The sequence below is a fragment of the Kibdelosporangium phytohabitans genome, from assembly GCF_001302585.1.
GTDB lineage: Bacteria > Actinomycetota > Actinomycetes > Mycobacteriales > Pseudonocardiaceae > Kibdelosporangium > Kibdelosporangium phytohabitans.
Genome location: NZ_CP012752.1, coordinates 1,850,841 through 1,864,455 on the forward strand (window position 1 = coordinate 1,850,841; position 13,615 = coordinate 1,864,455).

10 protein-coding genes, 1 tRNA gene and 1 CRISPR repeat array are annotated in these 13,615 nt (G+C 65.3%); of the genes, 10 read left to right on the forward strand and 1 reads right to left on the reverse strand.

Annotated elements, in window-relative coordinates; all coding sequences use genetic code 11:
• The 10 genes from AOZ06_RS56020 to AOZ06_RS08485 all read left to right on the forward strand — a co-directional run bounded on the left by AOZ06_RS56020 (position 1) and on the right by AOZ06_RS08485 (position 12,138).
• Complete coding sequence (locus AOZ06_RS56020) at positions 1-306, forward strand: hypothetical protein (protein WP_157232918.1); 306 nt, start codon at positions 1-3, stop codon at positions 304-306.
• A gap of 199 nt (positions 307-505) precedes the next feature.
• On the forward strand, positions 506-1,042 hold the full coding sequence (locus AOZ06_RS62455) for a lantibiotic dehydratase (RefSeq protein WP_470303355.1): 537 nt from the start codon (positions 506-508) through the stop codon (positions 1,040-1,042).
• A gap of 65 nt (positions 1,043-1,107) precedes the next feature.
• Positions 1,108-1,380: a CRISPR direct-repeat array (repeat unit 28 nt).
• A gap of 867 nt (positions 1,381-2,247) precedes the next feature.
• Entirely contained in the window at positions 2,248-4,836 is a 2,589-nt protein-coding gene (locus AOZ06_RS08460; protein ID WP_083471575.1) for a CRISPR-associated helicase/endonuclease Cas3, read from the forward strand.
• Complete coding sequence (gene casA / locus AOZ06_RS08465; protein WP_054288923.1) at positions 4,823-6,361, forward strand: type I-E CRISPR-associated protein Cse1/CasA; 1,539 nt, start codon at positions 4,823-4,825, stop codon at positions 6,359-6,361. Before AOZ06_RS08460 ends, casA begins: the two co-directional genes overlap by 14 nt.
• 52 nt (positions 6,362-6,413) lie before the next feature.
• A complete protein-coding gene (gene casB, locus AOZ06_RS08470) occupies positions 6,414-6,863 on the forward strand; it encodes a type I-E CRISPR-associated protein Cse2/CasB (protein ID WP_054288924.1) in 450 nt (149 codons plus the stop codon).
• A complete protein-coding gene (gene cas7e / locus AOZ06_RS08475) occupies positions 6,806-8,050 on the forward strand; it encodes a type I-E CRISPR-associated protein Cas7/Cse4/CasC (RefSeq protein ID WP_083471577.1) in 1,245 nt (414 codons plus the stop codon). Before casB ends, cas7e begins: the two co-directional genes overlap by 58 nt.
• Positions 8,047-8,802, forward strand: coding sequence for a type I-E CRISPR-associated protein Cas5/CasD (gene cas5e, locus AOZ06_RS08480; protein WP_054288926.1), 756 nt, complete (start codon positions 8,047-8,049; stop codon positions 8,800-8,802). The genes cas7e and cas5e overlap by 4 nt, the downstream gene beginning before the upstream one ends.
• Positions 8,803-9,648: 846 nt before the next feature.
• Positions 9,649-10,308: a type I-E CRISPR-associated protein Cas6/Cse3/CasE gene (locus tag AOZ06_RS61960; protein ID WP_083471578.1), complete on the forward strand. Its 660-nt coding sequence runs from the start codon at positions 9,649-9,651 to the stop codon at positions 10,306-10,308.
• A 710-nt stretch (positions 10,309-11,018) separates the two neighbouring features.
• Positions 11,019-11,104: transfer RNA gene (locus AOZ06_RS56025), tRNA-Ala, on the forward strand.
• Positions 11,105-11,649: 545 nt separating this feature from the next.
• Positions 11,650-12,138 (forward strand): hypothetical protein, encoded by a 489-nt coding sequence (locus tag AOZ06_RS08485; RefSeq protein ID WP_054288927.1) that lies wholly within the window; start codon positions 11,650-11,652, stop codon positions 12,136-12,138.
• A 191-nt stretch (positions 12,139-12,329) separates the two neighbouring features.
• Here the strand turns inward: AOZ06_RS08485 and AOZ06_RS08490 are convergent, their stop codons facing one another.
• A complete protein-coding gene (locus AOZ06_RS08490; RefSeq protein WP_157232919.1) occupies positions 12,330-13,373 on the reverse strand; it encodes a hypothetical protein in 1,044 nt (347 codons plus the stop codon).
• Positions 13,374-13,615 lie beyond the last annotated feature (242 nt).

Consider the following 13,615-nt stretch of genomic DNA (forward strand, 5'->3'; position numbering starts at 1 on the left):
ATGTTGCTCTTGCGTGCAGGTAAGGAATCATCTGGCACGGTTCGAGTGGATGTAGCATTTATCAACGTCGAGTGGATGAATATTCCAGTGTACATGGATGGGCTTATTGTGGAGCAATCTTCGCTGGGGGAGGTGAATGGACTTATTGATCAAGAGGGCGGAGTTTTGAGTGGTTCACAGAACATCTTCATGTTGCGAGGTATGGGCTATCGGGGATATCTAGCCGCAGGCTCCGTGGAGGTAGATGAAAGCGATAAGGGGTATAATGAAGTAGATAGTTGGGGTATTTGCAGTTGGGTAAAATAGTTTCTGGTGGCGGCTCTCAACGCAAACCTGGCACGACCCGCGCCCTGGTAGCGTCTAACACGCGACATTCGTTGTCGGTGCGGAACCACACGCATCTACTCGCCTGCATCAACCGGCGGGCATAGGACGGCGTGATCGAAGGGGAGAACGCCCTGTCCATTGCGAGCCTGGCCTGTTCGCCTTCGCGGGCGGAACAGAACTGCGCGGCGATCGTGTCGTGATCGCCGGACCGCCGCGCGACTCTCGATCAGGGCAGTTCGCCGCGCTGGAGTCGTCCGTCACCCATACCGGACCGGTGCGCACGGCGCTTCGGGCCGCTGGCGAGCCGGTCCTGTTCGGCGACCTGGTCAAGGTGATCGGTGCGGATTTCCCGGCGCCACCGCGCAGCAGGTCGACGACCTGCTGTCTGAGCTGGTCTGATCCACTGGGACGAATGCCACCGCGAAGACCGCGGCGACGGCCTGCTGATCCTCGCCCCGCCCCATATCCCCGCAAACCACGACGGGATCCACGCCTCGACCCTCGTCGCCGCTCAGGCATCACTCACGTCAACCGACAAACCTGCATCAAAAGAATTGATCACAGAATGGATGGCGCGCACCGAACCGGCACCATCGGCTTGAGGCCCCAACACTCACACCACCGCGTACCCGGCCAACCGGGCGGGCCAAGCGGCTCGATCCCTCTTGTGAGGTCGGTTCAACAACATTCGCGGCGGTCGAGCGGTCGAGCATGAGGTCGGGACTATCCCCGCGTGCGCGGGGGATTAGGAAGTTCTCACGGTCCTACGTCTACCAACTGGGGCCATCCCCGCGTGCGCGGGGCGAACGCCAGCGTGCTTTACCTTCGAACCCAGATCCAGGGGCCGTCCCCGCGTGCGCGGGGCGAACTGCCGCCGGTGCCGGATGGCCTATCCCGGGCCGGGGCCATCCCCGCGTGCGCGGGGCGAACGGGAGGAGCGCGGTGAGCGACAACTGGGGCGCGGGGCCATCCCCGCGTGCGCGGGGCGAACCGGACGCGGCCGCGGAGTACCTCCGGCAACGCGGGGCCATCCTCGCGTGCGCGGGGCGAACCGCGTTGCTGGACGGTGATGGGCTGGCTTCTGGGGACGACTTCTGCCAGCGGCATGAGGTGTCTGGATGATGGTGTGGATAGTAAGTGCGACTCCGGATTACGCTTGCCGTACCTCCGGAGCCGAACGGCTGACCGCACATCTCAACCTGGACACTCCGCATCCCCGCGCCATTCGAGCGGATCATGTACCGGCTCGATTGCCAATGCGGGGCTTCATGCCGCTTCTCGGCACAACAAACCACGAGTTGGTCCATCCTCGGCTGCTGCGAGGCGTAGGGAGCACGGTACCTGACCTGTGCCTTTGCTGCATGTAGGCCGGTGAGCGTATGAAGGTCTGTCGCGGCCAGGGCATGCTCGACCCATCCGCGCCTTCGGGGCGCCTTCGCCTCGTTATGCAAAGCCGCGTTACTCATGGGCACCGCGTGCGCTGGATGAGTGTCGAACGACCTGCCGCCGACACCGGCGTCCGAGGAACCATCCCCGCCTGCGGGGCGAACTCCGGGTTCCCGTACGCTGCCAGCGCCATCAGCGGGCCATCCCCGCCTGTGCGGGGCGAACCCAGTTGGCCCTGGGAAAGCCACGCCGGTGACCGGGCCATCCCTGTCTGTGCGGGGCGAACCGCCGCACGACTCCCCGTTTCCGGGACGGCAACGGGCCATCCCCGCCTGTGCGGGGCGAACTTGGACTGGTGGCTCGGCGACGTGCGGCACCAGGGGCCATCCCCGCCTGTGCGGGGCGAACACTTGCTGACCTGTGGTTTTAGGGCGGTTTGGGCCAGTTTTCATTTAGTCAAGGAACGAGTGGTGTCGCGCCACGCCGTACGAATGTACCTCAAGTTCGAACACTCGGTGGTTATTGTGTCTGGCCATGGTGGAGCTGTGGGGTAAAGAGCACGGTCTGGGGGTGGTTGACGGTCGCCCAGCTCGTTATCCGCTCCTGTTTCACCTGGTAGACACAGCTGCGACGGCATGGGTGCTGTGGGATTGGCACCTCGCACCGGGGGTTCGGGGGTGGATCGCCGACCGGTTGTCGCTGGGGGAGGAGGACGCTCAGCGGTTTGTGGCGTTCGTGGCCGGGGTTCATGACGTCGGTAAGGCCATCCCTTGTTTCCAGGACGGCGAGCCCTCACCGGCGGCGTCGAGCTACATCCGTCACGACACGGCGGGGTATCTGGCTGTGCCGTCGTTGCTCGACGACCTGGCGCGGTGGGATCCGGTGGTGGAGAGCGTGCCGCACGTGATCGGTGAGGTGGTAGGAGGCCACCACGGCCTCTTCCAGCCGATCGTTCGTGCTCCCCGTGAGGTGAGACAGCCCGAGCGTCACGATCCGCGGTTGGGCGGCCCGCTATGGCGAAGCCGCCGCCAGACACTGGTTGATCAACTGCGCGCGTTGCTGGACGTGCCGACGCTGCCGGACCGTTTTCCGCGGCCGGTCGCCGCGGTTGTCACGGGCCTGGTCATCGTGGCGGACTGGATCGCCTCAGAGATCGCGTGGATCAAAGAGGTCCAATGGACTGCCCCGACCGAGCTGGCCGCGCGGTGGACTCACACAGTGGCGTCGGCCCGTCGTCGTGTGTCGGGGCTCGGGTTGGCTCCTCCCCGGCTGTTGAGGTTGGCGTCGACGAGGATGCTGGTGGGGCAGCCTGCCAACCCGCTGCAGAAGTCGATCGAGGACGAGTTCCGTCCCGCGACCGCTGGGTTGATGGTGATCACGGCGTCGACGGGATATGGCAAGACCGAGGCCGCCGTCATCGCGGCCCGCGCGTTGGGTGAGGTGACCGGTCGGCCGGGGATCGCGGTGTGTCTGCCCACCCAGGCGACCACGAACGCGATGTGGCATCGGGGAGTGCGCTACGAGCAGGCCATGTCGCTGGCTGCCGGGCCGGTCACGATGATGCATTCGATGTCGGCGTTCTACCTGCCCTACCGGGACTACTGCGCTGATGACGCCGCCTTGCAGTGGTTGAACGGGGTCAAACGGCCACTGTTGGCCGGGTTGAGCGTCGTCACGATCGACCAGGTCCTTATCGCCGCGTTGGCGGTCCAACACAACATGCTCCGGTTGTGGGCGTTGACCGGCAAGGTGCTGGTCATTGACGAGGTCCATGCCTACGAGCCGTACATGCTGGCGTTGCTGGGTCGTGTGTTGTCGTGGTGTGGCTACCTCCGGGTGTCGGTGGTACTCATGTCAGCGACGCTGCCGCGGCACATCACCGGGAAGTTGACGGCGGCGTACCTGACCGGTGCGCGGCCTGAGCGACAGCCCGTGGTGCAGACCCCGGACTACCCGGGCTGGTTGTTCACCGCGGCTAGCGGCCAGCACGTGCGTCCCTCGGCTGCGGCGCTGGACGGTATGCGGTCACACGCCAGCAGGCGGGCTCGCATCGAGCACGTCCGCTACGAGCCAGGCACGCGCGTCGAGACCATCGAACAGTACGTACGCAGTGCCGCTGAGCACGGCGGGTGTATCGGGATCGTGTGTGCCACCGTCGAGAGCGCCCAGGTGACGTATCACCGGGTGCGGGCCGCGCTGGCTGGCATCGTGCCGGTCACGTTGCTGCATGCTCGCTTGCCGCATCGGGACCGAGCCGTGATCGAGGCTCGTATCGTGTCGAGTCTCGGCAAGGACGCGACAACCGAGAACGGCAAGCGTCCCATAGTCGATGTGGTCATCTCGACAGCGCTCATCGAGCAGTCGCTGGACGTGGACTTCGATCTGGTGATCACTGACCTGGCCCCGATCGCGTTGCTGATCCAGCGACTCGGACGCTGTTGGCGACATGATCGGTCCCAGCGGCCCCCGTGGTCGCGGGGAGCGACGCTCGTAGTGCTGGACCCGGTGGTGACGCCGCTGCCCGCCACGTGGTGCGCGATCTACCCCGAGTACGAACTGCTCGCGACGCGGCGCGTGCTCGCCGAACAAGGCCCCTGGCTCGAGGTTCCCGCGGACATCGACGGCATCGTGCAACGCGTGCACGACACCGCGTTGCCACCCATTGAGGGTGACGCGGCTGTGGCGTGGCGAGCGCGGCACGCGCTCACCAGCCAGCACCGCGCGCTCGCCGAATTCGCCGCCACCCCGCCTCCGCACCTGGTGGACAACCTGACGCGGCTGACCAAACCTGACGTCGAGGACATCGAGGTGTCCACGCGCCTGGGCGTCGACACCGCCCGCGTCATCCCGCAATACCGCGCCGAGGACGGAACACTGTGGTTGGACCCGCACCGCACGATCCCGTTTCCCCGCACCCGGCCGAGCCAGGACGAGATCCGAGCCCTGATCCACGCCTCGGTGCCGTGTCCGCAGCGGTGGGCGACGAACCTGGACCGCCCGGCGCGCCGCTGGAGTCATCCGTTGCTCAGAGACGCCCGAATCATGCGGGCGCCGCAGCATGGTGACCTGCGGATCGATCCGGTGCTCGGCTTGGTGAAAGGACAACCGCGTGACGACCTGTGATCTGCGCACCACCGCCGTGTTCCCGGTGACCCACCGAGAGCACGGCATCACGTCCGTCTCCCTGCGGGAGCTCTTGGTAAACGCGCATGAGTACACCGATGTGGCATGTGTCGTTCCGCCTGCGACGGTGGGGATGCTGCGCGTGCTCTACGTCATCGCCGCCCGCGTCACCGGACTGGACCGAGCGTCATCAGTGGAGGAATGGAGCGTGCGACGACGGGCCATTCTCAACGAGGGCGCGTTCCGTAAGAAGCATCTGGACGAGTATCTGGAGAAATACGCCGACCGGTGGGACCTGTTCCATCCGGTGTGGCCCTGGTTGCAGGACCCGCGCTTGGTCGAGCAGGCGGAACTGAAGCCGGCGAATGTGCTTGATCCGACCCGGCCTGGCGACAACTCACCGATCTGGTGGCGGCACACCCACCGCGACCACTCGCCACCCATACCGGTCGCCGAGGCGCTCCAATGGCTCCTCGTGCACCATTTCTACGGATCCGGGGGAACAGGCGGGACCCGGCAGGTCGGTAATGTCCACAGCCAACACATGTCCGCCGGCCCCCTGCGCTCCACATTGAGCTTCCACCCGTGGTGCGGCACCCTGTTCGAGACGCTCATCGCCGGAATCCCCAGCCCCTCCACCGTGGCCTCGCCCAGCGGTGAAGATCTGGCACCGTGGGAACTCGGCGAACGGCACGACCCGCTCGCGACACCACCCGACGCGACCTGGCCCGCTGGCGTGCTGACCGGCCGATCTCGACACGCCATCCTGTTGGTCGCCAACGACACCGCCGACCACGTGGTCGGGTGCTACCTCACGTGGGCATGGAAACAGAAACATCCACCCCACGAAGACCCATACACCATCCACAGCCGACGCAACGACGGAACCTGGGAGCCCCGCGCCGCCGACGCCACGCGCGCGTTGTGGCGCGACGTGGACGCGCTACTGGCCGATCACCCCGAACACCACCGGCCAGCCATCCTCACCGCCACCCTGTCGCTCCCGGACCGCTACCACGAGACGCTACGAGTCCGCGCCTACGGATTCGACCAAGACCGGAAAGCAACCAACAACGCCTGGTACACCGCGACGACACCGCCCCTGGTCACGACCATGAGCGAGAACGACCCCGCGAGAGCGACCGGCGCGCGACTGCTGCACACCGCGGCCGAGGAGGTCGCCACGGAAATGCGCAAGGCGCTGCGAAAAGCCTACCGCAGCCTCGGAACGGGACAGCCTGGCAGACGCGACGATGACGTGCCCTGGCTCGCGCCCGCCGACACCCACTACTGGCCCGCCGCCGAGAACCTGTTCTGGGACTGCCTGCGCCACAACAGCTTCGACGACCCGCACCGCGCCTACGTACGGATCGCGGTGGACGCCGTCGACGTCGCGACACGACACATCTCCCACCAACCCCCGGTAGCGCGGGAGGTCGCGAGGGCGGTGCAGGACCTGCGCATCTTCGCGGCCAAGAAGAACCCACGCCCACCCAAGACAAAGGATGACGACGATGGCGAATGACTTCACAACCAAGTTCGTTCAGCACATCGTAGATATCTCAAGCGTGCCGGGAGTGCGGTCGGCGTTGAAGTCCGGCCTCGGCCGCACCGTCAAGCAAGCGGACGGCATGCACAAGTACGTGGCGCCCTGGACCAGCCCGGGGCGCCCGCACCACGAGGCCGTGCTGTACACAGTCGCGGCGTTGATCGCGCACCGGCCCACGGGAGCCATCCCGGCTCAACCCATCGGCAACATCGGCGTGTCGGTGGCCCGGTGTGCCCGGATCGCCTCCGGGACACGAGAGACCACCATGCACTTGCTCGCCAAGCAACCGGCAGCACAGCTGTGCCGCGTCGTGACCAGGGTTGTCGTTCAACTGCGCGACAAGGACACCACGGTCGACTTCGCGCAACTGATCGACGACGCGAGCAGCTGGCCATCGCACCACCAGCGCATCAGCAGCCGATGGCTCCAGTCCTTCTACCGGACCATGACACCACAACCCTACGACGCCACCACGTGACCCTCTCGCATCGAAGGAGACCTGTGTACCTGGACATCCACGCCCTGCAGACGCTGCCCTATTCGAATGTCAACAGGGATGGCCTGGGCAGCCCCAAATCGTGTTTCTATGGTGGCGCGCAACGTATCCGTGTGTCCTCACAGTCGTGGAAACGTGCCGCGCGCCTCGTGGTGGAGAAGCAGATCGTAGCCCCCACGGTCCGAACACGGCAGATCGCCAACGCGGTGCGGCACCTGCTCGTCGAGCAGGGCTGGCCCGCCGACGACGCACGCCGCGCCGGCCGGGCCATGGTGCAGGCCTACGGCTTGGAACCGGCCGAGGACGACGACATCACCAGCGTGCTGCTGTGGCTGCCCAAGACTGTCGTCACCGACCTGGCCGACATCGCGACCCAACACCGCGAACAGATCACCCAGCTCGCTCTGCCCGAGCTGGACGAGAAGGGAAAACCGAAGAAACTGTCCAAAGACGAACGAACCAAGCGCGAAGCCGCCACCAAGACCGCCGTCGCCGCGTTCTCCGCGTCCGTCACGGACATTCTCAATCGACGCTCACCCACGATCTCACTGCTCGGCCGGATGCTCGCCGACACACCGGACCACACTGTCGACGGCGCGACCCAGGTGGCCCACGCGTTCACCGTCCACGAAGCCGCCCCGGACTTCGACTACTTCACCGCGGTAGACGACCTCTCCCCGAACTCAGGTGCGGGCCACCTCGCCACCGCGGAGTTCGCCACCGGTACCTTCTACCGCTACTGCACCGTGAACGTCCACCAACTCTCCGAGCAACTTGGCGACCTCGACGCAGCGCTCGGCGTGCTGGACGCGTGGATTCGCGCCTTCCTCACCGTGGTTCCGAGCGGCAAACAGAACTCCACGGCCCCCAAGACCGCGCCCGATCTGGTCCATCTCTCGGTGCGGCACGCCTCCTGCTCCCTCGCGGCGGCGTTCGAGCGCGCGATACCCACCAGCCCCGCCGGATACGCTGGCCCAGCACGCGACATCCTCGCGGACTACGCAGGGCGTATCCACCGATTCCTCAACGACCCCGGCGTGTGGTCCGGCTACGCCACCACAGGCAACGACACCCCATCCACACTCGGCGACAAGTTCGAGTCCCTCGACGACATCACCCAAGCAGCCTGCGACGCACTGCTCGACGCCGCACAGCCGGAAGCGGCATGAACGGTCTCCTGCTCCACCTCTCCGGCCCGCTGCAATCCTGGGGCACCCAGTCACCATGGAACAACCGCGACACCCACACCCACCCGACACACTCCGGACTGATCGGCCTACTCGCCGCCGCAGCCGGTGACCACCGCGGCGCACCACTCGACAAATACACGCCGATCGAATTCACCATCCGTATCGACCGGCCAGGACAACCCATCGTCGACTACCAAACCGTCGGCGGCGGCCGCCCACGAGAACACACACCACCACTGGCCGGCGGCGGCCGCCGACCCGCCGGACGAGGCACCATCGTCAGCCACCGCCACTACCTCTCCGACGCCGCCTTCACCGTCGCGATCACCGGCGCCAGCCCCACGCTCCTCGACACACTCACCGAAGCGCTGACACACCCTGTCTACACGCCCTACCTCGGACGACGATCGTGCCCACCCACCGCTCCTCTCTTCCTCGGCCGTCACCACGACCCCGTTACCGCCCTACACCAGACCGTCCCTCTCGCACGCGACAAACCCAACACCGGCGACCACGTCACCGTCGACTTCATCACCGAACACCCCGACCCCAACGCCGCCCACACGCACACGACACCCACACACCCACACATCTTCGGCCCACATAGGACCTATCGCCAACATGACACATGGCGAACCCCCCATGAGCTGCCCACAGCCCTGTGCGGCGGCCACGGCACTCACTATCTGATCGCACTCCAACAAGTGAATGAAAACTCCGATGCACCGTGACAACAACCCAGGTCAACAAGCCTCCGCCCCGCGCATGCGGGGATGCCCCGACGCGCTCCGAGGCGATCACCGCCCCCATCGGCTCCGCCCCGCGCATGCGGGGATGCCCCCGGGCACATCACCCAGCCCGGCAAATGGAAGCCCTCCGCCCCGCGCATGCGGGGATGCCCCGCAGTTCACCCCGCTGGGAGACAGTTGGATCGGCTCCGCCCCGCGCATGCGGGGATGCCCCCGGCACCGCCTGGTTCTCGGCCGCGACCCTCGACTCCGCCCCGCGCACGCGGGGATGCACCGCATCCCCCTCGCCCACGACCACCAGCATCGGCCTCCGCCCCGCGCACGCGGGGATGCACCCTGGCCGGCGGGACACCGTTGGTGTTCGGCCGGGCTCCGCCCCGCGCACGCGGGGATGCACCGTGTCCGGAACGTATCGTGGCGGGGCAGATGATCTCCGCCCCGCGCACGCGGGGATGCACCCGGCTGGGCTTGCCACAACACCCAGCCCACCAGCTCCGCCCCGCGCACGCGGGGATGCACCCCTCCGCGACGCACCCGCCGCCGGCGCCTCGTTCTCCGCCCCGCGCACGCGGGGATGCACCCGCCCTGTTGCCGATGGTCCCGACGTTCATGGGCTCCGCCCCGCACCCGCGGAGATGCACCCGCGGTGACGCCTCCGGCCGCCGAGTGGCTGATCTCGCCCCGCGCACGCGGGGATACGCCCGTCGGATTAGCAGCGGCCGGTTCGCGGCTCTCCGTTACCGCAGCAATCCAGGTGACGCGACCAGCTTCGGAAGCTCTGTCCGTATTCGTGAAGATTCTTAACCATGATCCCAAGGGGAGCTTGACATGACTGATGATCTTGTGGAAACAGCTGTTTTGACAAGACTCGTAGTGAACACTGCTTGTTCGGCCGCACGTAAGGACCTCAGTGACGTGCACCTGATGCACCAAGCGATTACAAAGATGGCTTGCCCGCCGGATTTTGGTCCAGCGTCTCGGAGTGCAGCCGGTTTGTTGTATCGCGTCGAACAAACTGCGGCTGGAGTGTCGGTGCTGGTTCAATCTCGCACGGTCATCGATCCGGCTCGTGTAACAGCCGGATACGCGCATGCTGGAACCCGAGGCCTTGATCAGCTATTGGACCGCTTTGATGAGCGGCCGTTCGTGAGGTACCGCATCGTCGCGAATGCGACTAAGCGCAGTGCGTCCCCCGGGGCTGGGCTGCGCGGAAACCTCCATCCGGTTGTAGGGGATGGGGCCCTCAGTTGGTGGGAGCGAAAAGCGGAGCAGGCTGGTCTTGTCCTCGGTACCGCAGAACTCGCTCGAACGCTAAAATTGAGGGGGCGACAAGCTAAAAATGACCGAGAGCTCGTGATTACCGCGTCAATCTTTGAAGGAACCGCACAGGTTGTTACACCGGATGCGGCTCGACATGCCGTTCTCAACGGCGTGGGGCGTGGGCGTGCGTATGGTTGTGGTCTGCTCTCCCTTGCGTTGTTGGGGTGAGTTACCGATGACCGATTGAGGCAGGTAGTTGCGAAGCGTTGCGACCTCGGCAGGCACATTGCGCAGCTGACCGGAGATGCTGGAGGTTGTGGGCATCGCGACGATGAGCGCTCGGGCTTCCGTCGGGGGCGCGGTGGTGTCCTGGCGGGGGTGGCGCAGTGCGCGCACGGTGGGGTGCAAGAGGAAGTGACTCGGTCCATGACGGTGCGACAGTCGTGATTGCCAGTTGGTTGGCCGGTGGCGGCCTGCGGCGTGGATGGCATCATGCCGAGCAGACCGCTGGGCGCCACCACTCTAGGCAACGAGGTGCCCGGTGAAGGTTCATGTCGGTTCGGGTAGATGCTGCACTGTCCCGTGCAATCGCGATCTTGTCAGGCTCTGGGCAAGCAAACATGCTATGTGGAGGCTGCAGGTGCCGCTGGTGATCGTCGGCTGGCGGCTCGCTGGACGGCACCGAACCTGTACATGTGCCGCTGGTGGACTCGAGACTGTGGAGGGATCTGACCGCTTGGGGTGACGTTTGCGAGGTGGGTCGCGGAAGAGTTCCACTGGTGAGACAGTATGTTGGGACACGCGTGTTCTAGCGGTCCATAGAGGATGGTGCTTGGTCCGTTTCACACCCTGTGGGGGTGGAGGAAATCTGGAGAACTGATGTGCGTTTAACGGTGTCGAACTGCGCTCAACGGTGGTGAACGGAACCGGTTTGTGCTGGGGTTTCTGGGTTTCTGCTGGTGATGGTCCTTTTTGGACCACACTGGCAGTGTGGGGGTCAGGGGTTCGAATCCCCTCAGCTCCACAACCCTTTCAGGCCCATTTGATCAAGGTGTTTCGCTTGGTCGAATGGGCTTTTTCGTGATCTTGTTTGTCTGTCGCATGTGGACTGTTCGATGGGTTGTGTGCATCGAACTGGAGGAAGTCTGGAGAATGGCCGTTCGGGATGGCCATATGTTCTGGAGTGATCGCTACGCAGCGTGTCACCCGGCTGGGTGATCGGTGACAGGGATTTCTGTATGGCCTGTGACCTGGGCCTTTGCTGCTGCGGTGGGGCGGGTTGCTGGTGGGCCGGTTGCTCGCGTGTGCGGCGATTCTGGCGGGCGTTGTGGTGGGTAGCTGCTGGCATGGTCGTCCGGAGGCGCGGCGCTGGGCACTGGAGAGGAGCGGACGTGACCGTGCCGCCCCGGTTGGGAGGCGGCACGTGGCCTGACCTTCCATGGCCTACGTCACAGCCAAGACTTGGATGATCGACGAGGGCATCCCTGAGATCGCGCAGGCACTGCGCCTTGGACATGTCATGCCTGGCAAGGTCCGGAAGCGGCGTACCGGGGTAATCGGCAGTCGGATGTGATCGCTGCCAGCGTGGGCCTTGCGCATGATGGCACTGGCTTCTTCGATCTCAGCTCGCTCGCCAGGGGGCAACTCGGCCAGTTTCTTGCGCATCTTGGCCGCGACGTCGAGGCCACCGACGTTGACCACTGCGTCGACCTGGTCCCTGTCTTGTCCTGGGCGATCACCACGGCACTGCACCGCGTCCCCGGCCCGCCTCCACCGGTCCGTTCGCGGCCCCTGGTGTCGTTTCGTCTTGGCGTCGGTGTGCTGGCTCACGAGCGCGAGACCGATCCACACATCCACGTCGAGCAGAAGGTGCTGGAGGCCGGACCTGCTGTCCGCAACCTGATCAACGCGTTCAACCAAGTCATACTCACCTACCTGAGCGACCCCGCCCGATACCGCAACACCGCGAACCTGAACGTACTACTGCAAAAGCTGGACAGAGTCCGAACCGCAGCGAGCGATACCCGTACGACGGCATTCCGCTGTGGACAACCCTGAACGTCGCGCTTACCGATAACCTCATCCGTGCTGGTCATGTCATGCCAGCGGTCCCCGGTCCGCATATATGGGCGCGGCGACTGCTGCAGCAGAATAATCGGCAGCGCTGCGGCTGTCGCTCGCCTGATTCGTTTCGCCGCTGCATCCGTCGCCGCAGCTCGGGTAGACGAGCAGGTGGGCTTCCATGTAGCTCAGGTGTGCTTGTTCGCCAGTTCTCTTGCCTTGGTGAGGCGTCGGGCGAGTTTCGACTGCTGTGCCCCCGGCCCGCGACGTTCCGGTGGGCAGGCCTTTTCCCATCGTTCGAGTACGGCAACCTCTTGGCTGTACTCCTTGCGCTTGCGATGCAGGATGGCGGCTCGTTCGGTGTACGCGGGTGCGGGTTCGCGGCCGCTGATCGTGGCTTCCTTCTCTGCGACCACGATCAATGCGTAAACGAGGGGCAACGCCTTGCTGGTCTCGGGTTCATCGGCCTTCGACAGTTCCTCTGCGTATCGGAGCCAGTCCCACATCGGCTTGCCGAGAAGGTGACCGGGCTGGTCGCCGAGGTCTGCGCCGCTCGCTACGTCGCGGATCACTCGGGCGAAGTCGGCGCTGTGCGCGACGATTTTGACCGATGACACTTGCTCTGCCCTCGTGCTGGCGTCGCGGATCCGGAACCAGGAGCGGGCGATGTCGCTGAAGCGCGCGATTTCCGCCTCTGAGCGCTGGAGTTCCTCAGCCTTCTTGTACGCGCGCCACCAACCACTCCCGTGCTGATCGGCGCTGGCCGAGCCCTCCGACTCCGTAGGCAGAGGGGGAATATCGAACCCGGCCGGTAGCGGGTCCGCCGGTTCGCTGGCATCAATTCCTGCGACCCAGCGGCAGTGGGCGAGCCATATGGTCTCGGCAGCATGTTGGTCGGCGAGCTTCTCTTCTACTGCGGCTTGCGCCCTTTGGATGTCCGCGGTCGAGACGAGGCGCGTGATGGACTCCAGAGAATCCACTCCGCACTCCTCGACGTAGGAGTTCACGCCGACGGCGCCCACGATGACGGTGGATGGGCCGTCGTGCCCTTCGACCATGGCCCATTGGCCGACAGTAAGGGGCGAAGGAAGCGCCCAGCGGTAGGCATACGCGTGCTCGGGATCGAAGTTTCTGAGCGGTTGTGGGTTCGTCAGCTCTCGGAACGCGCATAGGACCACGGTGCCAGGTTCAGGACGTCGCGTCTGGCGCGACTTTCGCGAGAAGAGGCCCACTGCTCGAGTCTGCCAGACGACCTGCTGCCGTCGCAGATCTTGTGATCCGGGCGCCCTGGATGCCGCTATGGGATGGCGTCCGTCTCGGTTGTCTCGCGGAATCTCCGGATATAAGTTCCCAGCGTTGCCCATCGGATGCCCAGCACGGTGCGCCACTGTCCGTGATCCTGACGAATTCGAGGGGCAAGTTCATGAGTCGTTTCTCGCTGCTTCGCTCGTGCTCGGCGATCAGCGCGTCGAGA

Excerpts from the sequence above, each read along its gene's own strand:
- AOZ06_RS56020 (WP_157232918.1), top strand. The coding sequence starts at position 1 with ATGTTGCTCTTGCGTGCAGGTAAGGAATCATCTGGCACGGTTCGAGTG.
- AOZ06_RS08460 (WP_083471575.1), top strand. The coding sequence starts at position 2,248 with ATGGTGGAGCTGTGGGGTAAAGAGCACGGTCTGGGGGTGGTTGACGGT.
- cas7e (WP_083471577.1), top strand. The coding sequence starts at position 6,806 with ATGGCTCCAGTCCTTCTACCGGACCATGACACCACAACCCTACGACGC.
- cas5e (WP_054288926.1), top strand. The coding sequence starts at position 8,047 with ATGAACGGTCTCCTGCTCCACCTCTCCGGCCCGCTGCAATCCTGGGGC.
- AOZ06_RS61960 (WP_083471578.1), top strand. The coding sequence starts at position 9,649 with ATGACTGATGATCTTGTGGAAACAGCTGTTTTGACAAGACTCGTAGTG.